Raw genomic sequence first — 25,219 nt, 5'->3', positions numbered from 1 at the left:
AAAAAGAATGCGCTAACCTGGTTAAAAGAGGGCGGCATTTATGTTGTCCTGTTGGTACTGCTGGCGATTATTATTTTCCAGGATCCGACCTTTTTAAGCCTGATGAACCTGAGTAACATTCTGACTCAGTCATCGGTCCGTATTATTATCGCACTCGGCGTAGCCGGTCTGATCGTGACCCAGGGCACCGACCTGTCGGCAGGGCGCCAGGTGGGTCTGGCGGCGGTGGTGGCAGCAACGCTGCTGCAGTCGATGGATAACGCCAACAAGGTGTTCCCGCATCTGGAAACCGTGCCGATTCCGCTGGTGATTCTGACCGTGTGCATCATCGGTGGCGTGATTGGTCTGGTTAATGGCGTGATCATTGCTTACCTGAAGGTGACGCCGTTTATCACCACGCTGGGCACCATGATCATCGTTTACGGCATCAACTCGCTGTACTACGACTTCGTGGGCGCTTCACCGATTGCCGGTTTTGACGCTGGCTTCTCGAAGTTTGCCCAGGGCTTCCTGCGCTTCGGCGACTTCAAGCTGTCGTTTATCACCTTCTACGCGATTATCGCCATCGTGTTCGTCTGGATCCTGTGGAATAAAACCCGCTTCGGCAAAAACATTTTTGCTATTGGCGGTAACCCGGAAGCGGCGAAAGTCTCTGGCGTTAACGTTCCGCTTAACCTGATCCTGGTGTATGCGCTGTCCGGCGTGTTCTATGCCTTCGGCGGGATGCTGGAAGCGGGCCGTATCGGCAGCGCCACCAACAACCTCGGCTTTATGTATGAGCTGGATGCGATTGCGGCCTGCGTGGTGGGCGGCGTGTCGTTCGCCGGCGGGGTAGGTACCGTCGCGGGTGTGGTGACCGGTGTGATCATCTTCACCGTCATCAACTACGGTCTGACCTACATCGGCGTGAACCCGTACTGGCAGTACATCATCAAGGGCGGCATCATCATCTTCGCCGTGGCGCTTGATTCGCTGAAATACGCGCGCAAGAAATAGCAGAGAACAAGGTCAACCATCAGGGCTGCGGCAACGCGGCCCTTGTTGTTTTTATTGCACATTGAGAATAGTGGTGAGACTTGCAGGGGATGGCCGGTACTTTGTAGGGTGCGCATTGATGCGCACCGGCAGCATCTGCGCGATCCTGCTTAACTCGCCAACGTCAGATCCGGCTGCTGGCCTCTCGCCGATTATTTCCGCAGCTTCTCTTCCAGCTCGAGCAACTGTTCCGGTGTAACTGCCGGGTAGCTCTGGGCATCTTCCGGCACTTCATGCACCGCCGGAATCGGCACCAGCGGGCCAAGGAAACGCGGCTCGCGCTTCATCAGATAGAGATCCGCCAGCGCACCGAGGCGCGCACCCACCTCGCGGAACCGCACCGACAGCATATTTTTGGGTGACGGCACGGCGTAGCACTGCGCCTGAATGCCCAGATGCTGGGCAATATACAGCGCACGTTCGCAGTGGAAGCGCTGGGTTATGATGATGAAGTCGTTGGTGTCGAAGACTTTGCGCGTGCGCACAATCGAATCCAGCGTACGGAAACCGGCATAATCCAGCACGATGTCTGAGGGATCGACGCCGGCTTTGATTAAATCACGTCGCATGGTCATCGGCTCGTTGTAGCTCTGCAGCGCATTATCGCCGCTCAGCAGCAGATAATTCACCTTGCCGCTGTTGTAAGCGTTGAGCGCGCCCTGAATGCGATACAGGTAATACTGATTGATGACGCCGGTGCGGTAATACTTGGCGGTGCCCAACACCACGCCGACCTGGCGATGCGGCAGCGAAGCGACATCTTCATAAATAAACGGCGCGGTTCGCCAGCTAATCCAGCGATCGAGGCCGAGCGCGGTCGCCATCACCAGTAAGATGATGATAAACAGACCAAAGAAAACGCGTTTAAGTATGCGCACGGGCACTCGGTTGACGAAAATTCAGATGGGTCAAGGCTACTTGAGGCGGCACGGCTAAGCAAGTTCGCGCCGGTCGGCTGGCGTTTTTTTAAGCGCTGCCGCACCTGAAGCGTGCGGCAGCGTCGGTCTGCAATTAAATCGAGGTACGTCGATAGTAACGATACTGCGGCAGCCAGAAGTTGTTGTTGATGGCTTTCGACAGTACGTCCTCGGAGGTAACCACCGCCACGCCCGCCAGCTGCGCCGCTTTGCCCACTTCCATGGCGATCACTTTGGAGACGCCCTGGATGTCCTTAATCTCAGGCAGCACCGGACCTTCACCGTCGTTAACCAGCGGTGAGCAGTCAGCCAGCGCGCGGCTGGCGGTCATCAGCATCGAGTCCGTTACGCGGGTGGCACCGGCAGCGATCACGCCGAGACCGATACCCGGGAAGATATAGGAGTTGTTGCACTGGGCAATCGGGTAGGTTTTGCCTTTCCAGGTGACCGGTGCAAACGGGCTGCCGGTGGCGACCAGCGCGTCACCGTCGGTCCAGGCGATGATATCTGCCGGCGTTGCTTCCACGCGTGAGGTCGGGTTCGAGAGCGGCATCACGATCGGGCGTTTGCAGTGCTTGTGCATCTCGCGAATGATCTCTTCGGTGAACAGTCCCGGCTGGCCGGAAACGCCGATCAGGATATCCGGCCGGGCATTGCGCACCACGTCGAGCAGTGAAATCGAATCGCTGGTCACGTCCCAGTCTTTCAGATTGTCGCTCTTCTGCACCAGCTTGCTCTGGAAATCGAGCAGGTTAGGCAATTTGTCAGTGAGCAGGCCGAAACGGTCTACCATCATCACGCGCGCGCGCGCTTCATCATCGCTCAGGCCTTCGGATTTCATCTGTGCGACGATCTGCTCGGCAATACCGCAGCCGGCGGAACCGGCACCGAGGAACACCACTTTCTGCTCGCACAGACGGCTGCCTGCAGCGCGGCTGGCGGCGATCAGCGTGCCCACCGTGACAGCGGCCGTGCCCTGAATATCGTCATTGAAGCAGCAGATCTCATCGCGGTAACGCTCCAGCAGCGGCATGGCGTTTTTCTGCGCGAAATCTTCAAACTGCAGCAGCACGTTTGGCCAGCGGCGCTTCACCGCCTGAATGAATTCATCAACGAAGGCTTCGTACTCTTCGCCGGTGATGCGCGGATGGCGCCAGCCCATGTAGAGCGGATCGTTCAGCAGTTGCTGATTATTGGTGCCGACATCCAGCACCACCGGCAGGGTGTAGGCCGGGCTGATGCCACCACACGCGGTGTACAGCGACAGCTTACCGATAGGAATGCCCATGCCGCCAATGCCCAGGTCGCCGAGGCCGAGAATACGCTCGCCGTCGGTGACCACGATGACTTTGACATTCTGCTTGGTGGCGTTTTGTAGCATGTCTTCAATGCGGTCGCGGTTGTTGTAGGAGATAAACACCCCGCGCGCGCGACGGTAAATTTCTGAGAAGTGTTCGCAGGCCGCGCCAACCGTTGGGGTGTAGATGATCGGCATCATCTCTTCCAGGTGGTTGTCCAGCAGGCGATAGAATAGCGTTTCGTTAGTGTCCTGGATGTTGCGCAGGTAGACGTGCTTGTCGTTATTGTTTTTGAAGTCCAGGAACTGACGCCAGGCGCGCTCGGCCTGCTCTTCGATGGTTTCTACGGCGTCTGGCAGCAGGCCATTGAGGTTAAATTCGTTACGTTCTTCCAGCGAGAAGGCGCTGCCTTTGTTCAACAGCGGAAATTCCAGCAGGATCGGACCCGCGTAAGGAATATACAGCGGACGTTTACTTTCGTACTCGAGTTCCATGCAGTGTTTGCTCCGGTTGCAGTGTTTTCTGACGTGTCGCCAGCAAGAAGGTAACGCCAGACCCGTTTATTGTGAAGTTCTGGCGCCCGATCCTATGAAAATTCCTGCAGATGTACAGCTTTTGTTAATAGAAGGTCACAAAAGCGGTAAAAGGATCACTAAACTGTTGGTTTCGAAACTAAAGTAACCGAGAAATTGCTGCAGCCGAGCGCGGCGAGGGTGGTGCGGGTGGCATCAAACTGGCTCAGCGTGGCGTCGGCGCTTTCTGCCAGCACCGCCTGCTGAATCTCCTCCAGCGCTTCGTTGTGCATATTCATCAGAATCAGCGCGGCCTGTAATGGCGGCAGGCTCGGGTTGAAAGCGGCATTTTCGGCATAGCGCCCGGGGTAAATCTGGCCGCTGCGGCTCTGCAACGCCACGCCGCTATAACTCTGGCTGTAAGGTGCATGGCTGCGGCTGGCGGCATCAATCGCGGCCTGCTGCAGCGCATCGCCCTGCGGCAGGAAACCGTGGTCGACGGGGGTCAGCAACCGTTCGCTGATATTGAGATCGGCCGGGCCAAAGGCGTCCGGTAAATAGTCGGCCAGCGTGCTGACCGCGCGGCCCGGCAGGCTGATGCGAATCGCCGTACCGCTATTGAGTTCATTCATAAACTGGCGGCAGTGTCCGCACGGCGTGTAGTTGACGGTAATGGTTGCCAGCTGTGCTTCGCCCCGCAGCCAGGCATGCGTGACTGCGCTCTGCTCGGCGTGGACCGTTTGCTGCAGCGGCGCATGTAAAAACTCCATGTTGGCACCAAAGTACCAGTGGCCAGTGATGCCGCGCGCAATAGCGCCCACGTTAAAGTGCGAAACCGGTGCCACGGCACAACAGGCGGCAATCGGCAGCAGTGCGAGTGCCAGCGCATCATCATCCAGACCGGTTGCCTGTTGCAGCTGAGTCACCTCCTGCGGTCGCAGCACGCCGTGAAAATCAGCGGCGTCCAGCAGCGGCTGAAGCGCGCTCTGCAGCGTAGCGGGCAGGGCAGAGAAAGCGGAAGTGAATCGTGCATGCATGATGTTATGGCCTCATTAACTCGTCAGTGGCGAAGCGCCGCCTCAAGGTTTATATGTGATCCATGTCGCTATGACAATGCAAGCTGATTGGCTTGTTTCAACTTTGCGAGATCTCTCGCAAGTTTTACCCCAGTAAGCGCATCAGCAAAGGAAAAATGAAAGGCGCCAGTAACGAGGTGATGATGCCGCAGATTACCAGCGCCAGTGAGCTGAAGGCGCCTTCCTGATAGTCAATCTCCGCGGCGCGCGCGGTGCCGAGCGCATGTGACGCGTTGCCAATCGCCAGCCCGCGTGAGGACTTGCTGCGCACTTTAAACAGATTCAGCAGCATGTGACCAAACACCGCGCCCAGCACGCCAGCAATCAATACACAAATGGCGCTGATGGCGGGAATACCGTGTAGCGAGCCCGACACTGCCATGGCGATGGGCGTGGTCACCGACTTCGGCAGGATGGTGGCTGCGATTTCCGGCGTCGCCCCCATCCACAGCGCGATCGCCGTGCCGGACACCATGGCGGTAATGCTGCCGATAAAGCAGACGCTAATGATGGTTTTCCAGCGCGCGCGAATCTGGTGCATCTGCTCATACAGCGGCAGCGCCAGCGCCACCACGGCGGGCTGCAGCAGCTGATTAAGCAGCGCGCTGCCAGCGAAATAGCGCGCGTAGGGCAGGTGCGTCAGCAGCAGCAGTGGAATAATGATCGCCATGGCCACCAGCAGTGGATTGACGATAGAAAGGTTGATTCTGGCTGCCAGACGGCGTGCCAGCAGATACGCCACCACAGTAAGCGGCAGTGACCACCAGGCGTCACTCATGGCCGGACTCCTTCGGACGCTGCAGGCGCTCGGCGCTCAGGCCGACAATCAGCAACACCAGCAGGGTGCTGACCATACAGGAGACGACAATCGGGCCAAACTGTGCGCTGAGGATATCGGTGTAGCCCATCACGCCAACGCTGATCGGCACAAACAGTAGCGCCATGTAGCGGATCAATAGCTGACAGCCGGGTTTCACCCACGTTACCGGGATAATCTGCAGCGCCAGCAGGGCAAACAGCAACAGCATGCCAAGGATGCTGCCGGGAATGGTAAATGGCAGCAGGGCGGCAAGGCCGTTGCCAGCATACAGCGCGGCATAAACGATGGCAAAGGCGCGCAGATAGCGCCAGCAGGCAGATAGCATGGTGGGCATGTCAGGCTCCTGTTTTCGTGGCGCTTCATCATACGCATTAAGCGCTTAGCGTGCTAGCGATCGCACTGGAATGCAGATTCAGGATTTCAACACCTTTGCTTTGAAGCTGATTAAAGCGGCGTAAGCTGGTGGCCAGAGCGAAGGAGCAGCGATGAACCACACCGTGCAACCGCAGCGCGCGCTGCGAAAAGCGATGCCGCAAGCGGAGCAAAAACTATGGCGTTATTTACGCAACCGAAATGTGTGTGGCGCGAAGTATCGACGCCAGCATCCAGTAGGAGGGTACATCGTTGATTTTGCCTGCGTTGAGCAATCGCTGATCGTGGAACTGGATGGTGGACAGCACAATACGCCTGAAGATCAGGCTTACGATGCCCGGCGCACGGCGTATTTACAGCGCTGCGGCTGGCGCGTAATTCGCTTCTGGAATCATCAGGTATTTAATGAGTTTGAGGTGGTGATGGCGGAGATTTATCGCTGTCTGATATTGGCGCGATAAGCGCGGTGCGGTTTTCCCCTCACCCCAGCCCTCTCCCGCAGGCGGGAGAGGGGGTAGTCTTATGCGGGGTTTTGCTATGTGCATGCCTGGCTCTGAACCCAGACCCCGCACTTAACGGTTCCCTCTCCCGTAAGCGGGAGAGGGTTAGGGTGAGGGCCAGCGCGCACTGACCTTTACTTCACCGGCATACCCGGCTGGGCACCGCTATCCACAGTCAGCACAAAGCTGCGCTTCTGGAATCATCAGGTGTTTAATGAATTTGAGGCGGTAATGGCGGAGATTTATCGCTGTCTGATGTTAGCGCGATGAGCGCGGTGCGGTTTTCCCCTCACCCCGGCCCTCTCCCGCAGGCGGGAGAGGGGGTAGTCTTGTGCGGGGTTTTGCTATGTGCAGGTCTGGCTCTGAACTCAAACTCCGCACTCAGCAGTTCACTCTCCCGCAGGCGGGATAGGGGGTAGCCTTGTGCGGTGTTTTGCTATGTGCAGGCCTGGCTCTAAACCCAGACCCCGCACTCAGCAGTTCCCTCTCCCGTAAGCGGGAGAGGGTTAGGGTGAGGGCCAGCGCGCACCACCCCTTACTTCACCGGCATACCCGGCTGGGCACCGCTATCCACTGACAGCACAAACAGATCTTTGCCGCCAGGGCCGGCAGACAGCACCATGCCTTCGGACACGCCGAAACGCATTTTGCGCGGAGCCAGGTTAGCGACTATGATAGTCATCTTGCCCACCAGCACCGACGGGTCCGGATAAGCGGCGCGAATGCCGGAGAAAATCTGGCGCTTCTCGCCACCCAGATCCAGCTGCAGACGCAGTAGCTTATCGGAACCTTCTACCAGCTCAGCCTGCTCGATCAGCGCCACACGCATGTCGACTTTGGCGAAGTCATCAATGGTGATGGTCTCGCCAATCGGTGCATCGGCCAGTGGACCGCTTGCCGCTGGCTGGTTCGCCGCCGCTGCGTCCTCTTTCGAAGCCGCAATCAGCGCCTCCACTTTTGCCATCTCAATACGACCATACAGCGCTTTAAACGGCGCTACGCTGTGGTTGAGCAGCGGCTGCGCAATGCCATCCCAGTTCAGTTCGCTTTGCAGGAAGGCTTCTGTGCGCTCGCTCAGCGACGGCAGCACCGGCTTCAGCCAGGTCATCAGCACGCGGAACAGGTTGATACCCATAGAGCAAATCGCCTGCAGGTCGGCATCGCGGCCTTCCTGTTTCGCCACCACCCACGGTGCCTGCTCGTCAACGTAGCGGTTGGCCAGGTCGGCCAGCGCCATGATCTCGCGGATCGCACGGTTGTATTCGCGGCTGGCCCAGGCTTCACCGATCTTCTCTGACGCATCAACAAAGGTCTGATACAGCGCCGGATCTGCCAGTTCGCTTGCCAGCTGGCCGTTAAAGCGTTTGGTGATAAAGCCGGCGTTGCGTGAGGCGAGGTTCACCACCTTATTAACGATGTCAGCGTTCACGCGCTGGACGAAATCTTCCAGATTGAGGTCAATATCGTCGATGCGCGAAGAGAGCTTGGCCGCGTAGTAGTAGCGCAGGCTGTCGGCATCAAGATGCTGCAGCCAGGTGCTGGCTTTGATGAAGGTACCGCGCGATTTCGACATCTTCGCGCCGTTCACCGTGACATAACCATGCACAAACAGGTTGGTTGGCTTGCGGAAATTGCTGCCTTCCAGCATCGCTGGCCAGAACAGGCTGTGGAAATAGACGATGTCTTTGCCGATGAAGTGATACAGCTCGGTGCTGGAATCTTTCTTCCAGAACTCGTCGAAATCGATGTCGCCGCGTTTGTCGCACAGGTTCTTGAACGACCCCATATAGCCGATTGGCGCATCCAGCCAGACGTAGAAGTATTTGCCCGGCGCGCCAGGGATCTCGAAGCCGAAGTACGGCGCATCGCGGGAGATATCCCACTGTTGCAAACCGGCTTCAAACCACTCCTGCATCTTGTTCGCCACCTGCTCCTGCAGCGCGCCGGAGCGCGTCCACGCCTGCAGCATCGCGCTGAAGGACGGCAGATCGAAGAAGAAGTGTTCAGAATCGCGCATCACCGGCGTCGCACCTGACACCACCGATTTCGGCTCAATCAGCTCGGTCGGGCTGTAAGTCGCGCCGCACACTTCGCAGTTATCGCCGTACTGATCGGGCGATTTACATTTCGGACAGGTGCCTTTGACGAAGCGGTCAGGCAGGAACATGCCTTTTTCCGGATCGTACAGCTGCGAAATGGTGCGGTTTTTAATGAAACCGTTCTCTTTCAGGCGCGTGTAAATCAGCTCAGACAGCTGGCGGTTTTCGTCGCCGTGCGTGGAGTGATAATTGTCATAGCTGATGTTGAAACCCGCGAAATCGGTCTCATGCTCCTGCTTCATTTCCGCAATCATCTGCTCCGGCGCGATACCCAGCTGCTGGGCTTTCAGCATGATCGGCGTGCCGTGGGCGTCGTCCGCACAGATGAAGAACACCTGATTGCCACGCATTCGCTGGTAACGGACCCACACGTCAGCCTGAATGTGTTCAAGCATGTGACCTAAGTGGATAGAGCCGTTTGCGTACGGCAGGGCGCACGTTACCAGTAGTTTTTTAGCGACTTGAGTCATAATTTGCGTAGCATTCCGTGAATAAAAAATCGGGCTTAGATGTTAACCGAAGCACCCTCTGGCGTAAACACAGCAGCTCGGCCACGTCACTTTTAGCGCCTATCTGATATGATTGATGGCACACCGCCATCGTCTGGCGTCATGACTAAATAAGGAGTTGGGATGACCGCACAATCCCGGGACCATCATTCACCTGAAGCGTTGCGCGCCGTGGTTATCGGCGTGCTGAGCGAGTTTGAGCATCCGACGTTGCAACACAATCTGACTACCCTCAAAGCGCTGCGCCACGTGGCGCTGCTCGACGACAAGCTGCACATTGAACTGGTGATGCCATTTGCCTGGGCCAGCGCGTTTGAGGCGCTGAAAGCCCAGACCAGCGCGGAACTGCTGCGCCTGACCAACACGCGCGCCATCGACTGGCGGCTGCGTCATGACATCGCCACCCTGAAACGCGTGAAAAATCAGCCGGGCGTCAACGGCGTGAAAAACATCGTCGCCGTCAGCTCCGGTAAAGGTGGCGTGGGCAAATCCAGCACTGCCGTGAATATGGCGCTGGCGCTGGCGGCCGAAGGAGCGCGCGTCGGTATTCTTGATGCGGATATTTACGGTCCGTCGATCCCGGACATGCTCGGCACCGAAAAGCAGCGTCCCACCTCGCCGGATGGCACGCACATGGCGCCGATCATGGCGCACGGCCTGGCAACCAACTCTATCGGCTATCTGGTGACCGACGATAACGCCATGGTGTGGCGCGGACCGATGGCCAGCAAGGCGCTGATGCAGCTGCTGAATGAAACGCTGTGGCCGGATCTCGATTACCTGATTCTGGATATGCCGCCGGGCACCGGTGACATTCAGCTGACGCTGGCGCAGAACGTGCCGGTGACCGGCGCGCTGGTGGTGACCACGCCGCAGGACATTGCGCTGATTGATGCGCGCAAGGGCATGGTGATGTTCGAAAAAGTCAGCGTGCCGGTGCTGGGCGTGGTGGAAAACATGAGCATGCACATCTGCAGCGAATGCGGCCATCACGAGCCGATTTTTGGTACTGGCGGTGCGCAGAAGCTGGCTGAGGATTATCACACCCGCCTGCTGGCTCAGCTGCCGCTGCACATTAATCTGCGCGAAGATCTCGACGATGGTGAACCGACCGTGATTCGCCGTCCGGAGAGTGAATTCACCGCGCTGTATCGTGAACTTGCGGGCCGGGTTGCCGCCCAGCTTTACTGGCAGGGTGAGGTGATTCCGGGCGACATCGCCTTCCGCGCGGTTTAAGTCTTAGCTGCCGCTGGTGCGTGACGCCAGCGGCAGATGCATCAACACGTACTGGCCCTGTTCGCTCTCTCCCAGCGCTTCGCGCTGCCAGCCGTGCTGCTGATAAAACTGCAGCGCCGCTTCGTTCTGTAGCAGACATTTCAGCGCGCCAGTGGAGGTAAAACGCTGCTGCACCGCGTTCAGCAGCGCACTGCCGACGCCCTGGCCCTGAAAGGCCGGATCGACATACAAACTGTGCAGAAAATTATCGTTGTCCATTACGCCAGCAAAGCCTGCGCGGTGGCCGGCGATCTCCGCCACCAGTACCGTTTCACCGGGAATAATCGCGTCGAAATCTTCCAGCTGCCAGTCGTCGCCGGCCAGCCATGTCCAGTTATGACGGCGCGCCGCGAGATACAGTGTGCGTAAGAAAGGGCGGTCGGCTTCTTCAAAAAGACGAATTTTCACTTCCAGACTCCATGACGAGTAAGCGGGCACGTTTTGTAGCGGCGTTGTGCACGCAGTAAAATCGTGCAGCAAAGATGATTGAATGTTTATAAAAAAATAGCAGTTGCCGTGCGCAAAGATAAAGCCTGTTAACTCTGCGGCTTTTCTGTGTAGAATGCCGCGGCAAGCCGCATCAAATCTGGCGTCGGCACTTTGATAGCTTTTGATTATCTGATTGATAACGACTGCATATTAGAAGTTGGCCCGGAAAAACTGTAACTTGCATCACATCTTTTAACGGAGGTCACCATGTCCATCATTAATACCAAAATCAAACCATTCAAAAACGCAGCGTTCAAAAACGGCGAATTCATCGATGTAACCGAGAAAGACGTTGAAGGTAAATGGAGTGTTTTCTTCTTCTACCCGGCTGACTTCACCTTTGTATGCCCGACTGAACTGGGTGACGTGGCAGACCACTACGAAGAGTTCCAGAAACTGGGCGTAGACATCTACTCCGTTTCAACTGACACGCACTTTACCCACAAAGCCTGGCACGGTTCTTCAGACACCATCGCGAAAATTCAGTATGCGATGATCGGCGACCCGACCGGTGCTCTGACCCGTAACTTCGAAATCATGCGTGAAGCAGAAGGTCTGGCTGACCGCGGTACCTTCATCGTTGACCCGGAAGGCATCATCCAGGCCATCGAAATCACTGCAGAAGGCATCGGCCGTGACGCGTCTGACCTGCTGCGTAAAGTGAAAGCGGCTCAGTACGTGGCTTCTCACCCAGGTGAAGTTTGCCCGGCTAAATGGAAAGAAGGCGACGCAACGCTGGCTCCATCACTGGACCTGGTTGGCAAAATCTAAGTCACCTACGCCCTTTGATCTTTCTTCCATCGGGTGCTGCGGCACCCGATTTTCTTCACAGGAACTCACTATGCTCGACACCAATTTAAAAACCCAGCTCAAGGCCTACCTTGAGAAACTAACGAAACCGGTTGAGTTGATTGCCACACTGGACGATGGCGCAAAATCCGCAGAGATCCGTACTCTGCTGACCGATATCGCGAGTCTGTCTGATAAAGTCAGCTTCCGTGAAGAGAACGATCAACCGGTACGTAAGCCATCATTCCTGATTACTAACCCAGGCAGCCACAGCGGTCCGCGCTTTGCCGGTTCGCCAATGGGCCACGAATTTACCTCACTGGTGCTGGCACTGCTGCAGACCGGTGGACATCCGTCGAAAGAGGCGCAGAGCCTGCTGGATCAGGTTGTTGCGCTGGACAGCGACCTGCATTTCGAAACCTATTACTCTCTGTCGTGCCACAACTGTCCGGACGTGGTACAGGCACTGAACCTGATGGCGGTGCTCAACCCGCGCATCCGTCATACCGCCATCGACGGTGGCATGTTCCAGAACGAGATCACCGAACGCAACGTCATGGGCGTGCCGGCGGTTTACCTCAACGGCAAAGAGTTCGGTCAGGGGCGCATGAGCCTGGCAGAAATCGTCGGTAAGGTAGACACCAACGCGGATAAGCGTGCGGCTGAAGAGCTGAACAAGCGTGACGCCTATGAAGTGCTGATCGTCGGCAGCGGCCCGGCAGGCGCTGCGGCGGCCATCTACTCGGCGCGTAAAGGTATTCGTACCGGCCTGATGGGCGAGCGCTTTGGCGGCCAGGTGCTGGACACCGTTGACATTGAAAACTACATCTCCGTGCCGAAAACCGAAGGGGCCAAGCTCGCCGGTTCCCTGCGTGCGCACGTTGATGACTATGACGTGGATGTGATCGACACCCAGAGCGCCATCAAGCTGATTCCGGCAGCTAAAGAGGGCGGCCTGCACGCCATCGAAACCGCGTCCGGCGCGGTGCTGAAATCACGCAGCATCATCATTGCTACCGGCGCACGCTGGCGCAACATGGGCGTTCCGGGTGAAGAGCAGTATCGCACCAAAGGTGTAACCTACTGCCCGCACTGTGACGGCCCGCTGTTTAAAGGCAAACGCACGGCGGTGATCGGTGGCGGTAACTCCGGCGTTGAAGCGGCCATCGATCTGGCCGGTATTGTCGAGCACGTTACGCTGCTGGAGTTCGCCAGCGAAATGCGCGCCGATAAAGTGCTGCAGGATAAACTGCGCAGCCTGAAAAACGTCGATGTGATCCTCAACGCGCAGACCACCGAAGTAAAAGGCGACGGCAGTAAAGTTACCGGTCTGACCTACATCGACCGCAATAACCAGACCAGCCACGAACTGGCGCTGAGCGGTATTTTCGTACAGATTGGCCTGCTGCCTAACACCAACTGGCTGGAAGGCGCGGTAGAGCGCAACCGCATGGGCGAGATCCTGATCGACGCCAAAGGCGAAACCAGCCTGAAAGGCGTATTTGCCGCCGGCGACTGCACCACGGTGCCGTACAAGCAGATCATCATTGCCAGCGGGGAAGGGGCCAAAGCGTCACTGAGCGCGTTTGATTACCTGATCCGCACCAAACCGGCTGAATAAGTTTTGCGATAGCCACGCAAGCGCCCTGCAACCTGTGTTGCGGGGCTTTTTTTTATCCCAGCCAGCGACGCGCCTGTTCATCGCTGATATCGCGATAATAAATTTTATGGATGCGCTCGCCGCAGCGTTTGCATTCGGCTTCGAGGTACGTGGAGTACCGGTAACGGCCGCCGGGGGAAACGGCGCCTTGACGGGAAATGGTGATATTGTGCCAGTGGTGCGCGTGCGGAAGAAAACTGAATAAAGTCATTAGCGATTCCGGGTGAAGGTGAAACAGCGGTCTTCAAATCCGGAAGGGAATTAGGCCGTGTTACGCCGCCGGCCGGTTTGATATTAATCAAGTTGCGCGCTTTCTTTTGTTTATTTCCCGCCTACTGCCCCGGCAGATTAAATTAACTATCCTGATGAATTTTAGGGCTTTTGGGAAAATTGATCTCCGTCGATTTGTTTATATTTTCCTGATGATCAAAAAATCATGAAAATTGATGACGCACGTATTTTTGCTCATCGTTGTCCGGCAAAAAAAGCGCACCCGCCGCAGGATTTACAACTTTAAGCTGACCCTTTATGCTGTGAAGGCACGTCTGACACGGACGTGCATGACTCGGGGTGCCCTTCTTTGTGAAGGCTGAGAAATACCCGTAATACCTGATCTGGATAATGCCAGCGTAGGGAAGTCAGATGCCTGACCGCATTCGCCTTCCTGATTGCCGGTTGGGAGCCTTATGACACAGCCTGACCCTCTTTCCCCGGCGCAACTCGCGCACTCTCTGCAACTGCTGCGGCAGCAGGCACCGCTGGTGCACTGTATGACCAACGACGTGGTGCAAACCTTTACCGCCAACGTGCTGCTGGCACTGCAGGCTTCGCCCGCGATGGTGATTGATGGCGATGAAGCGGCGCAGTTTGCCGGTTTTGCCGATGCGCTGCTGATCAACGTCGGTACGTTAACCCGTGAGCGCCGCGATGCGATGCTGGCGGCGGTACAGGCCGCTAACCAGGCCGGCACACCATGGACGCTCGATCCGGTGGCGGTAGGCGCGCTAACCCTGCGTACGGAATTCTGTCAGCAGCTGCTGAGCCTGCGACCGGCGGCCATTCGCGGCAACGCTTCAGAGATTCTCGCCTTAGCCCACCAGGCCACGGGCGGACGCGGCGTGGATAGCGTGCATCAGGCCGATGCTGCACTGAACGCCGCGCAGCAGCTGGCGCAACGCTGCACGACTATCGTCGCGGTAACCGGCGAAGTCGATTACGTCACTGATGGCCGCCAGACGCTGGCAATACCCGGCGGCAGCCCGCTGATGACGCGCGTGGTTGGCACCGGTTGTGCGCTATCCGCCGTCGTCGCGGCGTGCAGCAGCCTGCCGGGCGAGCGCATCCAGCACGTGGCAGCGGCCTGCCGCGTAATGTCACTGGCGGGAGAGCAGGCCGCGCGCAGCGTGGCAGGGCCGGGCAGCTTCGTCGCCGCTTTTCTCGATGCGCTCTGGACGCTGGAGGTGGCGGCATGAAACGTATCAATGCACTGACCATTGCCGGCACCGACCCCAGCGGCGGCGCAGGTATCCAGGCCGATCTGAAAGCGTTTTCCGCGCTCGGCGCGTACGGCACCAGCGTGATTACCGCACTGGTGGCACAGAACACCCGCGGCGTGCAGTCGGTGTATCGCATCGAACCGGCATTTGTCGCGGCGCAGCTCGACTCGGTGCTGGACGACGTGCGCATTGACGCCGCGAAAATCGGTATGCTGGCGGAGACGGCGATCGTCGAGGTGGTGGCAGAGAAGCTGAAACGCGCCAGCCTGCCGTTTGTGGTGCTGGATACGGTGATGATTGCCAAAAGCGGCGATGCGCTGCTGTCGCCCGATGCGGTAGCCAGCATTCGTGAACGGCTGCTGCCGCAGGTATCGCTGATCACGCCCAATCTGCCGGAAGCCGCGGCACTGCTGGGTTGCCGCATGGCGCAGGACGAGGCGAGTATGCTGCAGCAGGGCGATGCGCTGCTGGAACTGGGCTGCGAAGCGGTGCTGATGAAGGGCGGTCATCTCAGCGATGTGGAAAGCCCGGACTGGCTGATCACCCGCGCCGGCCGCCAGCGCTTTACCGCACCGCGCGTTAACACCCGTCATACGCACGGCACCGGCTGCACGCTGTCGGCGGCGCTGGCGGCATTGCGACCGCGCCATGCGGACTGGGCGGGCACCGTAGCGGAGGCCAAGGCCTGGCTGCAGCAGGCGCTGCTGCACGCCGATTCGCTGGAGGTCGGTCACGGCATTGGGCCGGTGCATCATTTCCATCAGTGGTGGTAGGGCGTAACGCCAGATTGCCGTTTTTTCACTGCGTATCCGTCTGAAAAATGGAGTCAGCAATTTGCCAGCCTGGCGCGTTTCGGTCCAGGCTGTGGGGGCGAATCGGCAGGTGCCGGTTCTTTTCCAGCCATTTATCAGGAGCGAATATGACGGACATCGTACAGTTATTGGGTAAAGAAGCGGATACGCTTCTTCAACATCGCTGCATGACCATTCCAGCGGATAGCCTTTATTTGCCGGGCGCGGATTATGTCGATCGCGTGATGATTGATAACAATCGTTCTCCTGCGGTACTGCGCAATATGCAGACGCTCTACAACACCGGCCGTCTGGCGGGTACCGGCTATCTGTCGATTCTGCCGGTGGATCAGGGCGTGGAACACTCTGCCGGCGCCTCGTTCGCTGCCAATCCGGCCTATTTCGACCCGAAGAATATCGTCGAGCTGGCGATTGAAGCCGGCTGTAACTGTGTGGCATCAACCTATGGCGTGCTGGCCTCCGTGTCACGTCGCTACGCACACCGCATCCCGTTTATGGTCAAGCTGAACCATAACGAAACCCTGAGCTATCCCACGCAGTATGACCAGACGCTGTACGCCAGCGTTGAACAGGCGTTCAACATGGGCGCGGTTGCGGTCGGCGCCACCATCTATTTTGGTTCTGAGCAGTCGCGCCGGCAGATCGAGGAAATTGCAGCAGCCTTCGAGCGCGCGCACGAGCTCGGCATGGTGACGGTACTGTGGGCCTATCTGCGCAACAACGATTTCAAGAAGGATGGGGTGGATTATCACGCCAGCGCCGATTTAACCGGTCAGGCTAACCATCTGGCGGCCACCATTGGTGCCGACATTGTGAAGCAGAAAATGGCGGAGAATAACGGCGGTTATAACGCGGTGAAGTTTGGTCACACCGATGAGCGCGTGTACAGCAAGCTGACCAGTGAGAATCCGATCGATCTGGTGCGCTACCAGCTGGCCAACTGCTATATGGGCCGCGCCGGGCTGATTAACTCCGGCGGTGCTTCAGCCGGTGCGACCGATGTGGCAGAGTCGGTGCGTACGGCAGTGATCAATAAACGCGCCGGCGGCATGGGGCTGATTCTCGGGCGCAAGGCGTTTAAGAAGTCGCTGAAAGAGGGCGTGGCGCTGATTAATGCGGTGCAGGATGTGTATCTGGCGAAGGATGTGACGATTGCCTGATGGTGTGAGGGGCTTTTTCCCCCTCACCCTTACCCTCACCCTAACCCTCTCCCGCGAGCGGGAGAGGGGACAGAAATGTGCGGTTTTTCAGAGTTAATTATTGAAGACTAGCTGGAACAGCTCCCTCTCCCGGTGGGAGAGGGCCGGGGTGAGGGCATCACACCGCACCGCATCAAACCGCACCGCACCCCACCGCAAGCTCACCCCACAGCACTACGGCCCTTCAAACCATTCGCTGTTGCGCTCGGCAATCGGCGTGATGGTCAGAATCATCTCCTGTAGATGTCGCCGCATCGCCTTCTCCGCCGCATCGGCATCTTGCGCTTTCAGCGCGGCAAAAATCTCTTCGTGCTGCTGAATCAGGCTCTCCGGCGGCGACACTTCGCTCAGCGTCAGAAAGCGCACGCGGTCCATCGTCGCTTTAATGTTCTCCACCGTCTCCCACGCCAGCAGGCAGTCAATGCCTTCGGCAATCAACCGGTGAAACTCATCGTCGAGCGCCAGAAACGCCTGGCTGTCGTGGCGTTCCGCTGCCAGACGCTGCAGCTGCAGATTGTGTTCCAGCGCCATCAGTCCGGTGGCAGCGATCTCCAGCGCGGCGCGGCGAACCACGGCGATCTCCACCGCTTCACGGATGAAACGGCCGTCGGCCACGCGCTGGGCGGAGATTTTGCGCACGAAGGTGCCGCGCTGCGGCAGAACCTGCACCAGGCCGGCTTCCGCCAGTTTGATAAAGGCTTCCCGCACCGGCTGCCGCGACACGTTGAAGCGCGCCGACACTTCTTTCTCCGACAGCAGCGAGCCCGGATGGATCACGCAGGTCACGATATCCTTCCGCAGATAGCGATAAATCTGCTGATTTACCGGTTCGCTGGTGGTTATGGTATAGGCAATCGACATGCAGCAATATCCGTATTACGGCTGGCCGCCGCCAGCCCGATGAGAAAGCGTCAGTCTAATCAGCACGCTGCGTCTGCGCTACACATTTGTGCAGGCGGCTTAGCCTTCTGTGACCAGCGCCTGCACCGTGGCGTGTGCACCGGTAAGCCGCAGCTGCTGATACAGCTCGGTAAGCCGCGTAACAAACACTGAGTGATAACGTAAATCGTCGCCGAACACCGCCTGCAGGCGCAGTAAGGCCTCAACGCGTTGCGGGCCATCCTCGCTATTGGCAACAATGCTGGCCAGCTGCGCGCTGAGCGGATCGCGAATCTCAATCGCCGCGCCCTGCTCATCGACGCCGCTGATATAGCGCATCCAGCCTGCTACGCCCAGCAGCAGATAATCACAGGCCGTCCCGTTACGCAGATGCCAGCGCACGCTATCCAGCAGGCGCTGTGGCAGCTTCTGCGTGCCGTCGGTGGCGATTTGATAAGTGCGATGTTTAATCGCCCGGTTTTCGTAACGGGCGATCAGCGAGTCGGCATAGGCGACCAAATCAACATCCTGCGTGCGCAGCGTGGGTGCCTGATCCTGCAGCATCAGCGCGCGCGCCGCCTGACGAAAATTGGCATCGGCCATGCAATCGCTGATGTGCTGATACCCGGCCAGGTAGCCGAGATAAGCCAGGAACGAGTGGCTGCCGTTGAGCATGCGCAGCTTCATCTCTTCGTACGGCAGCACATCACGCACCAGCTCCGCACCGGCCTGTTCCCACGCCGGGCGGCCGCTGACGAAGTTATCTTCAATCACCCACTGGAAAAAAGGTTCGGCTTCTACCGCCACCGGATCGCGACTGCCCAGCCGCGCTTCCAGCGTCGCGAAAGCTTCATCGGTCATCGCCGGTACGATGCGATCCACCATGGTTGAGGGAAAGGTGAGGTGGGTCTGAATGTAATCAGCCAGCGCCGGGCTGCGACGCTGCGCCAGCTGGGTAATCACATTGCGCGTAACGTGGCCGTTCTCCGGCATGTTGTCACACGACATCACGCTAAACGGCGGCAGATCGCGCTGGCGACGGCGTTCAATCGCCGCCAGGATCACGCCGGGCAGCGAGCGCGGCGCGTCAGGATGCGCCACATCGTGCACGATGTCCGGATGCGTCAGGTCGAGCTGGCCGCTCGACGGCAGCGAACAGTAGCCTTTTTCCGTGACCGTCATCGACACGATGGCGATTTCCGGCTGGCTCATCGCTTCAATCACCGCCTCAATACCGTCACTTTTCGCGTGCAGCGCCTGGGTAATTACGCCAACAATGCGCGTGTGCAGGCTGTCGTCGGCCATTTCGGTCACGCTGTACAGCAAATCCTGCTGGCGCAGAGCGGCGATCAGCGCGCCGCTGTTGAGATTCACTTCGCAGTAGCCCCAGTCGCTGCCGTGCTGCGCCAGTTGGTCAGTGGCCAGCGCCTGATGCGCGCGGTGAAAGGCACCAAAACCGATGTGCACCATGCGGGTTTTCAGCTGGCTGCGGTCGTAACGGGGGCGCTGTACGTCAGCGGGAAGGCGATCGGGTTGTAACATGCATAATCCTTGTGGCAAACGGGGCGCGCGGCGCCCCGGCAGAGTCATTCGATTAAACGGAAACCGGTTTGTCGCTGGCTTTCGGGCTGCGAATCACAAACAGCACCAGCAGCGCACCAAGGGCCGCCACCACGCCCGCCAGCACAAAGGCGCTGTCAAATTTGCCGGTGTGCTGCACGATGAAGCCGGTAACGATCGGGCCGATAATGCCGGACAGGCTGCCAATCAGGTGGATAAAGCCGCTGATGCTGCCGACGCGGCTTTTGTGCACCACATCCTGAATAATCGCCCAGTAAATGGCACCGGTGATGTAAAGGAAGAAGATGGAGATCGACATCATGATCACCGCCGAATTCACCTCTTTGATGGTGCCCGCCAGCGCCACACATATCGCTGCCGCCAGTAGCGACACTACTAACACAATCTTGCGCGATAGCAGCAGCTTACCGGTGATATTAAAGATTTTATCGGAGATCCAGCCGCCCAGCGCCAGGCCAACGAAGCCGACAATCCACGGGATCATGGTCGTGATGCTCATGGCTTTGATATCCAGCCCGTGCGCCTGCACCAGATAGGCCGGGAACCAGCTCAGGAAGAAGAACAGAATGTAGTTGTAGCAGAAGAAGGCGAATGCGGTAACGAGGATAATCGGCTGACGCAGATAGTAGCCCATGCCGTGCGCTTTGCCGTCCGCGTCGATGATATCTGCCGGCTCTTCCGCTTTCAGTTTCTCTACCAGCGCGCGCTCCTGCGCAGAGACGCGCTTACTGCGCGCCGGATTGTCGGCGGCGAAGAAGAACCACAGCGCCATCCACACCAGACCAATCAGGCAGATCACCACAAACGCCGGACGCCAGCCGAAGGAGAGCGCCAGGTAGCCGACAATCGGCCCGGCGACCGCGCCGCCGAGCGGGGAGCCGGCGCTCAGCAGGCCCATGGCGGTGGCGGCCTGCTTTTTCGGGAACCAGCCGTTGATGGCTTTGTTGGCCGAGGCGCAAATCGGGCCTTCCGCCATGCCGAACAGTACGCGCAGAATCATCATCGACCAGAAACCGGTCGCCAGTGCGGTCATGCCGCAGAACAGCGACCACATGCCGACGGCGGTGCCGAGCACAATCGTCGGGCCGAATTTATCGGTGGCTAAACCGCCAATAAAATTGAACAGCGCATAGCCGAAGAAGAAGCTGCCGAAGATCAGGCCGAACTGCTCGGCATTGATCATCAGATCTTTTTCCACCAGCGGCACGGTGAGCGACAGGGCAATACGATCGAGGTAGTTGATCATATAAACCAGGAACAGCAGCAGTACGAGGGTCCAGCGTAGATTCTTCAGCATAGAAACTCCGTTTCCCTGTTCTTCTTCAGGCTGCAGCGTCACGGGGAGATTACCTTGATGACCGCGGCGCTGCGCCTGATTTATGCAGGGGATTATTGTTGTGGCCGGCGGGTACGCACCGGTATCAGGGACATCTGGTGTGGCGCATCACTCAATCCATTTGCAGGATCACTTTGCAGCAGGTGCGCGGGTCTTGTTCAAACAGCGTCATGGCGCGCTCGATCTGCGCCAGCGGGAAATAGTGGGTAACCAGTTTCTCTGGCTGGATCAGTCCCTGTTCCAGCCACGCAATCACCTGCGGGAAGCGGTTGCTGTTCAGGCGCGAGGTAAACAGCGACAGCTCTTTGCTGGTCAACGCCTGCTGCGTCAGGCTGCACGGCTCAGCAGAAAACCCGAGCAGGCCGATGCGCGCCGCCGGCGAGGCCAGCGTAGCCGCTTCGGCGAGGATCGCCGGATGGCAGGCGGCGTCAATAATCAGCGTCGGCTGAACGCCTTCCAGCTGCGCCGCCAGTGGGATCTCGCTGTTGTTATACAGGCGATCGGCACCGTTTTGCTGCGCCAGCGCCAGCCGCTCTGGCAGGCGGTCCACCACCAGCACCTGCTGTACGCCGTACACGCCTTTCAGCACCTGAATGGCGGTCAGCCCCATCGGACCGGCACCGTAAATCAGCGCCACATCCTGTGGCTGCGGCTGGAGAAACGCAGTGATGTTAGCGGCAATGGTGAAGGGCTCAACCAGGCTGGCGAGTTGGTCGGGAATGCTCGCCGGCAGGCGATGGGCATTTTTGGCGGGCGCCACCGCATACTCGCTGAAGCCGCCGTCGCGGTGGACGCCAATCACCTGCAGTGACTGACAGACATTGGGACGGCCAACGGAGCAGGGATAGCAGTGGCCGCAGCTCACCACCGGATCGACCGCCACGCGCTCGCCCAGCCGGCTGGCATCGACGTCCTGTCCGACCGCGTCAATCACGCCGAAAAACTCATGGCCGATCACGCGCGGATAGCGGGCAAATGGATTGTGACCGTGCCAGATGTGCACGTCAGAGCCACAGATGCTGGCAAATTTCACTTTTACCCGTACTTCATCAGCGGCGGGCTGCGGCAGCGCGCGCTCGGCCAGCAGCAGTTTGCCCGGTTGTTCAATCACCACACTTTTCATCATTCACTCCTGGCTGGTGGCCTGAAGGCGCGGCACACCAGTAATAACGCGACAGTAATGACGAAAAAATACGCGCAATAATACTACCATACAAGTTGCTGTTGCAGAGTTGTGAACGCAATCACAGAGCGGATGGGGTAGTTGCAAAGCGAAGTTTCAGAATGGTGTTGCGGTGCGCATCACTGCACACCCTGTAAAGTCGTTACCTGGTTTACAGGGTCGCCATTTATGGCAACCGGGAAAAACGCAGCAGAATGACAGGCCTGCTGCGATCGACGGCACGCTCGCCGCGCAACATCACGGCCGCCGTAACGTCACCGCGCTGAGCGTGCGCCACAATAACTCTTTATCCTGCGGTGACACGTTGCGCTGCTGAATGTCGCGCATAAATTCGGCCTTTTGCGGTGCCTGCAGCGTCGCGCCCTGTTTCAACTGCGCGGCAAGCTGCGTCAGAATCGCGTCGCTGTAATGACCAATGCTTTTGCGCACCTCATCCAGCGGACGCGGCTGCCAGTGCGGCTCCGGCGTTGCCAGCCAGTCGGCGCGATAGCGATACTGAACCGCTTTCGCCACATCCATCTGTGCCTGAATAAACGGCTGCACCGTGGCATCATCCAGACCCAGCTGACGCGCTTCCGCCAGGGCTTTGTCCAGCACCTTGCGCTCCTGACCCAAATCTTCAATCGGCTGATGATGCTGCGCTTTATAACCCGCCACATCCTTCATGTAAGACAAACGCGTGTTAATAAGCTGGCCCGGCGAAGGACTGCTGAGTTCTGCCGCGGCGGCGGAACAGCTGCAAATCAGCAGCGCTAACGTGGCCGATCGTAACTGCATTTCCATACTGATGCTCCCAATGTTCAACCCAGGCGCTGGATCTGCGCGAGGCTCAGGCTAAGACAAAATAATGACATGACAAAGTACAGGGTGAAAAATTATCTTGTTTTTTAATCTACCAACTAGTAGGTTTGTTTTCCAGCGCCTTTTGCCGCAATGTTATTGCGCTTTGGGTTGAATGATTTCTGACACAGGGCTGCCGCTGAGGCAGCGCTTATCATCAAAAGGAACACTCCATGACGGTCTTATCACATTACAAACGCCTTTCACTGCTGATTGTCGGTTCACTGCTGGCCGGCGCCACGCTGTCGCCGGCGATGGCGGCAGAGATGGCAGGGCAAAAAGTGCAGGTACGTGGCGTTGTTGAATCGGTAAACGGGCAGCAGCTCACTATCAAGTCACGCGAAGGATCGGAGGTCAGCGTGGCCATGAAGCCAGGCGCGATGGTGTCCGCGGTGGCGAAGGCCAGCATCAGCGACATTAAAAAGGGCGATTACGTGGGCATTGCCTCGCTGCCGAAAGCGGGCGGCGGTGATGGCGCGCTCGAAGTGCTGATTTTCCCGGCGCAGCTGAAAGGCGCAGGCGAGGGCAACTTCAGCTGGGATCTGAAGCCGGGCAGCTCAATGACCAACGCCACAGTCGCCAATAGCGTCACCTCGGTGGATAACAGCGAAGTGACGGTGAGCTATCACGGCCATCAGAAAAAAATTGCCATTCCGGCTGGTACGCCGGTGGTGACGCTGGCCGCCGCCACCCCGGATGACCTGAAACCCGGCACCACGGTGTTTGTTCCGGCCGAGAAGGGCGCCGACGGTAAGCTCACCGCAGGCAATGTCATTGTCGGCAAAAACGGCGTAGTGCCGCCGATGTAATCCGGCTCCAGCCAGGCCTCGCCTGGCTGGTAAGGGGCTCGATGATGCAACAGCCTTCACCTTCCCGCAGTAAAACCCTAATCCGACGTCATTCGCTGCTGGTGCGCGTGACGCACTGGGTCAACGCCCTGTGTTTTGCCGTACTGTTGATGAGCGGACTGCAAATCTTTAATGCGCATCCGCGTCTGTATGTCGGCCTGTATGGCGCAGACCATGAGCAGCCGGTGTTTGAAATCGGCAATCGTCAGCAGCAGGGATTTGTCCGGCTCGGCTCGCTGCAACTGAATACCACCGGCGTGCTCGGTGTCTCGAAGCTGGAGGGCACGCTGACGGCGCGCGCGTTCCCCGGCTGGCTGACGCTGCCGTCGTGGCAGGATTTGGGAGCCGGTCGCCACTGGCACTTCTTTTTTGCCTGGCTGCTGCTGTTCAACGGCGTGATTTATCTGCTGCACGGTTTCTGGCACCGGCACTTTCGCCGCGATCTGTTGCCCGACCGTCAGCAACTGGGCGCGCGTCATTTGTGGCAGGAGATTTGCGACCACGCCCGGCTGCGCTTCGCCCGCGGTGAAGCGGCGCGGCGCTATAACGCGCTGCAGAAACTCAGCTATCTGCTGGTGATCTTCATACTGCTGCCGCTGATGCTGCTAAGTGGATTAACCCTGTCGCCAGCACTGGATGCGGCGCTGCCGTTTTTACCCGATCTGTTTGGCGGCCGTCCCACGGCGCGCACGGTGCACTTTATCACCGCAACGCTGCTGGTGCTGTTTGTGCTGGTGCATGTAGTGATGGTGCTGGTGTCAGGCGTGTTCAATAACCTGCGTTCGATGATCACCGGCCGTTACGCGATCGACAAAGAGGATACCCCATCATGAAAATCGAGCTGTCGCGTCGCCGCCTGCTGCTGGGCGCGCTGTCCGGCGCCGGCGCGGCGCTGCTGAGCGGTTGCGATCAACTGACGCAAAACGACACGGTCAGCGGCTGGCTCAATCAGACCGAGCGGCTGACGCGTGCCAGCCAGCGCCTGCTGGGCGGCCAGCGGCTGGCACCGGAGTTCAGCGAGGCCGATATTTCGCCGCTGTTCCGCGCCAACGGCACGCAAATGCCCGACTCCGACGAATATGCGCGTTTGCTGGCGAACGGGTTTGCCGACTGGCGGTTGCGCGTCACCGGGCTGGTGCAACAGCCGCTGAGTTTATCGCTCAGCGATCTGCAGCGGTTCCCCAGTCGCACGCAGATTACCCGGCACGACTGCGTGGAGGGCTGGAGCGCGATTGGCAAATGGCAGGGCGTACCGCTCGGACTGGTGCTGGATGCGGCGCGCCTGCGGCCAGGTGCCCGCTACGTAGTGTTCCTGTGTGCCGACGAACTGGAGCAGACGCTGGACGGCAGCGGGCGCTACTACGAAAGTATCGATCTGCAGGATGCGTGGCATCCGCAAACGCTGCTGGCCTACCGTATGAACGATCAGCCGCTACCGGTCGCGCACGGTGCGCCGCTGCGTCTCCGGGTCGAGCGCCAGCTCGGTTACAAGCACGCCAAGTATCTGATGGAAATTAAAGTGGTGGATTCGTTTGCCCAGCTGTGGGGCGGACGCGGTGGCTACTGGGAAGATCGCGGTTACGAGTGGTATGGCGGTATCTGAACGTCAGAACGCAGAAAAGCAAAAAGCCTGCTTTAAAAGCAGGCTTTTCTAAATCTGGCTCCTCTGACTGGGATCGCCTTTGCCATTAACT

General features: G+C 58.5%; 24 protein-coding genes and 1 riboswitch. Of the genes, 11 read left to right on the top strand and 13 right to left on the bottom strand.

The genetic code is table 11. From position 1 onward, the window contains the following. Window positions 1-996: galactose/methyl galactoside ABC transporter permease MglC (mglC, locus tag QMM04_RS09865; RefSeq protein ID WP_282996091.1), on the top strand; the 996-nt coding region annotated here is incomplete at its 5' end. Between the two features lie 191 nt (window positions 997-1,187). Here the strand turns inward: mglC and sanA are convergent. From sanA to QMM04_RS09840, 5 genes are all read right to left on the bottom strand, one after another. Further along, window positions 1,188-1,907: an outer membrane permeability protein SanA gene (gene sanA, locus QMM04_RS09860; protein ID WP_104093252.1), complete on the bottom strand. Its 720-nt coding sequence runs from the start codon at window positions 1,905-1,907 to the stop codon at window positions 1,188-1,190. Window positions 1,908-2,046: 139 nt separating this feature from the next. Beyond that, window positions 2,047-3,744, bottom strand: coding sequence for an NAD-dependent malic enzyme (locus QMM04_RS09855; protein WP_282996090.1), 1,698 nt, complete (start codon window positions 3,742-3,744; stop codon window positions 2,047-2,049). Between the two features lie 158 nt (window positions 3,745-3,902). Further along, entirely contained in the window at window positions 3,903-4,799 is an 897-nt protein-coding gene (gene cdd / locus QMM04_RS09850; protein ID WP_136548408.1) for a cytidine deaminase, read from the bottom strand. A gap of 124 nt (window positions 4,800-4,923) precedes the next feature. Further along, window positions 4,924-5,616: a CidB/LrgB family autolysis modulator gene (locus QMM04_RS09845; protein ID WP_021509288.1), complete on the bottom strand. Its 693-nt coding sequence runs from the start codon at window positions 5,614-5,616 to the stop codon at window positions 4,924-4,926. Further along, a complete protein-coding gene (locus QMM04_RS09840) occupies window positions 5,609-5,992 on the bottom strand; it encodes a CidA/LrgA family protein (protein ID WP_058769941.1) in 384 nt (127 codons plus the stop codon). Before QMM04_RS09840 ends, QMM04_RS09845 begins: the two co-directional genes overlap by 8 nt. 151 nt (window positions 5,993-6,143) lie before the next feature. Between QMM04_RS09840 and QMM04_RS09835 the strand changes: the two genes are divergently transcribed. Next, complete coding sequence (locus QMM04_RS09835; protein ID WP_282996089.1) at window positions 6,144-6,491, top strand: endonuclease domain-containing protein; 348 nt, start codon at window positions 6,144-6,146, stop codon at window positions 6,489-6,491. A 574-nt stretch (window positions 6,492-7,065) separates the two neighbouring features. Here the strand turns inward: QMM04_RS09835 and metG are convergent. After that, on the bottom strand, window positions 7,066-9,099 hold the full coding sequence (gene metG / locus QMM04_RS09830) for a methionine--tRNA ligase (protein ID WP_104093094.1): 2,034 nt from the start codon (window positions 9,097-9,099) through the stop codon (window positions 7,066-7,068). A 162-nt stretch (window positions 9,100-9,261) separates the two neighbouring features. On the opposite strand from metG, the gene apbC reads away from it, so the two are divergent. Continuing rightward, complete coding sequence (apbC, locus tag QMM04_RS09825; RefSeq protein ID WP_058757266.1) at window positions 9,262-10,374, top strand: iron-sulfur cluster carrier protein ApbC; 1,113 nt, start codon at window positions 9,262-9,264, stop codon at window positions 10,372-10,374. A gap of 3 nt (window positions 10,375-10,377) precedes the next feature. On the opposite strand, the gene QMM04_RS09820 is transcribed toward apbC, so the two are convergent. Further along, on the bottom strand, window positions 10,378-10,821 hold the full coding sequence (locus tag QMM04_RS09820; RefSeq protein ID WP_104188490.1) for a GNAT family N-acetyltransferase: 444 nt from the start codon (window positions 10,819-10,821) through the stop codon (window positions 10,378-10,380). Between the two features lie 288 nt (window positions 10,822-11,109). Between QMM04_RS09820 and ahpC the strand changes: the two genes are divergently transcribed. Both ahpC and ahpF read left to right on the top strand, forming a co-directional pair. Continuing rightward, window positions 11,110-11,673 (top strand): alkyl hydroperoxide reductase subunit C, encoded by a 564-nt coding sequence (gene ahpC, locus QMM04_RS09815; protein WP_010617942.1) that lies wholly within the window; start codon window positions 11,110-11,112, stop codon window positions 11,671-11,673. Window positions 11,674-11,743: 70 nt separating this feature from the next. Continuing rightward, entirely contained in the window at window positions 11,744-13,312 is a 1,569-nt protein-coding gene (gene ahpF, locus QMM04_RS09810) for an alkyl hydroperoxide reductase subunit F (protein WP_058769944.1), read from the top strand. Window positions 13,313-13,364: 52 nt separating this feature from the next. On the opposite strand, the gene QMM04_RS09805 is transcribed toward ahpF, so the two are convergent. Further along, window positions 13,365-13,562 carry a hypothetical protein gene (locus QMM04_RS09805; protein WP_282996088.1) on the bottom strand — a complete coding sequence of 66 codons (198 nt, stop codon included), beginning with the start codon at window positions 13,560-13,562 and terminating at the stop codon, window positions 13,365-13,367. A 345-nt stretch (window positions 13,563-13,907) separates the two neighbouring features. Then, window positions 13,908-14,004, top strand: a riboswitch (TPP riboswitch). Window positions 14,005-14,037: 33 nt separating this feature from the next. Between QMM04_RS09805 and thiM the strand changes: the two genes are divergently transcribed. The 3 genes from thiM to fbaB all read left to right on the top strand — a co-directional run bounded on the left by thiM (window position 14,038) and on the right by fbaB (window position 16,819). Continuing rightward, window positions 14,038-14,823, top strand: coding sequence for a hydroxyethylthiazole kinase (gene thiM / locus QMM04_RS09800; protein ID WP_059012818.1), 786 nt, complete (start codon window positions 14,038-14,040; stop codon window positions 14,821-14,823). Then, on the top strand, window positions 14,820-15,620 hold the full coding sequence (gene thiD, locus QMM04_RS09795; protein WP_282996087.1) for a bifunctional hydroxymethylpyrimidine kinase/phosphomethylpyrimidine kinase: 801 nt from the start codon (window positions 14,820-14,822) through the stop codon (window positions 15,618-15,620). Before thiM ends, thiD begins: the two co-directional genes overlap by 4 nt. 146 nt (window positions 15,621-15,766) lie before the next feature. Continuing rightward, window positions 15,767-16,819, top strand: coding sequence for a class I fructose-bisphosphate aldolase (gene fbaB, locus QMM04_RS09790; protein WP_058757271.1), 1,053 nt, complete (start codon window positions 15,767-15,769; stop codon window positions 16,817-16,819). Between the two features lie 213 nt (window positions 16,820-17,032). Here the strand turns inward: fbaB and QMM04_RS09785 are convergent, their stop codons facing one another. The 5 genes from QMM04_RS09785 to QMM04_RS09765 form a co-directional block, all read right to left on the bottom strand. Further along, on the bottom strand, window positions 17,033-17,719 hold the full coding sequence (locus tag QMM04_RS09785) for a GntR family transcriptional regulator (protein WP_021509299.1): 687 nt from the start codon (window positions 17,717-17,719) through the stop codon (window positions 17,033-17,035). 99 nt (window positions 17,720-17,818) lie between these two features. Then, window positions 17,819-19,279, bottom strand: a complete 1,461-nt coding sequence (locus QMM04_RS09780; protein ID WP_282996086.1) for a mannitol dehydrogenase family protein — start codon at window positions 19,277-19,279, stop codon at window positions 17,819-17,821. Window positions 19,280-19,331: 52 nt separating this feature from the next. After that, on the bottom strand, window positions 19,332-20,615 hold the full coding sequence (locus QMM04_RS09775) for an MFS transporter (RefSeq protein ID WP_058757273.1): 1,284 nt from the start codon (window positions 20,613-20,615) through the stop codon (window positions 19,332-19,334). A 151-nt stretch (window positions 20,616-20,766) separates the two neighbouring features. Beyond that, complete coding sequence (locus QMM04_RS09770) at window positions 20,767-21,777, bottom strand: Zn-dependent oxidoreductase (RefSeq protein ID WP_282996092.1); 1,011 nt, start codon at window positions 21,775-21,777, stop codon at window positions 20,767-20,769. A gap of 297 nt (window positions 21,778-22,074) precedes the next feature. Continuing rightward, window positions 22,075-22,620, bottom strand: a complete 546-nt coding sequence (locus tag QMM04_RS09765) for a chorismate mutase (protein ID WP_058775774.1) — start codon at window positions 22,618-22,620, stop codon at window positions 22,075-22,077. A gap of 230 nt (window positions 22,621-22,850) precedes the next feature. On the opposite strand from QMM04_RS09765, the gene QMM04_RS09760 reads away from it, so the two are divergent. Genes QMM04_RS09760 through QMM04_RS09750 form a run of 3 tightly spaced genes read left to right on the top strand, consistent with a single transcriptional unit; the run spans window position 22,851 to window position 25,128 of the window. Further along, window positions 22,851-23,486 carry a hypothetical protein gene (locus QMM04_RS09760; protein WP_241798294.1) on the top strand — a complete coding sequence of 212 codons (636 nt, stop codon included), beginning with the start codon at window positions 22,851-22,853 and terminating at the stop codon, window positions 23,484-23,486. Between the two features lie 41 nt (window positions 23,487-23,527). Beyond that, window positions 23,528-24,358 (top strand): cytochrome b/b6 domain-containing protein, encoded by an 831-nt coding sequence (locus QMM04_RS09755; protein ID WP_150058663.1) that lies wholly within the window; start codon window positions 23,528-23,530, stop codon window positions 24,356-24,358. Continuing rightward, entirely contained in the window at window positions 24,355-25,128 is a 774-nt protein-coding gene (locus tag QMM04_RS09750; RefSeq protein WP_021509306.1) for a molybdopterin-binding protein, read from the top strand. Before QMM04_RS09755 ends, QMM04_RS09750 begins: the two co-directional genes overlap by 4 nt. Window positions 25,129-25,219: the final 91 nt, after the last annotated feature.

This window comes from Pantoea sp. Pa-EAmG, assembly GCF_030024295.1.
GTDB classification, from domain to species: Bacteria; Pseudomonadota; Gammaproteobacteria; order Enterobacterales; family Enterobacteriaceae; genus Pantoea; species Pantoea dispersa.
Note: the sequence above shows the minus strand (reverse complement) of the source record. Positions and strands in the feature narration are given on the sequence as shown.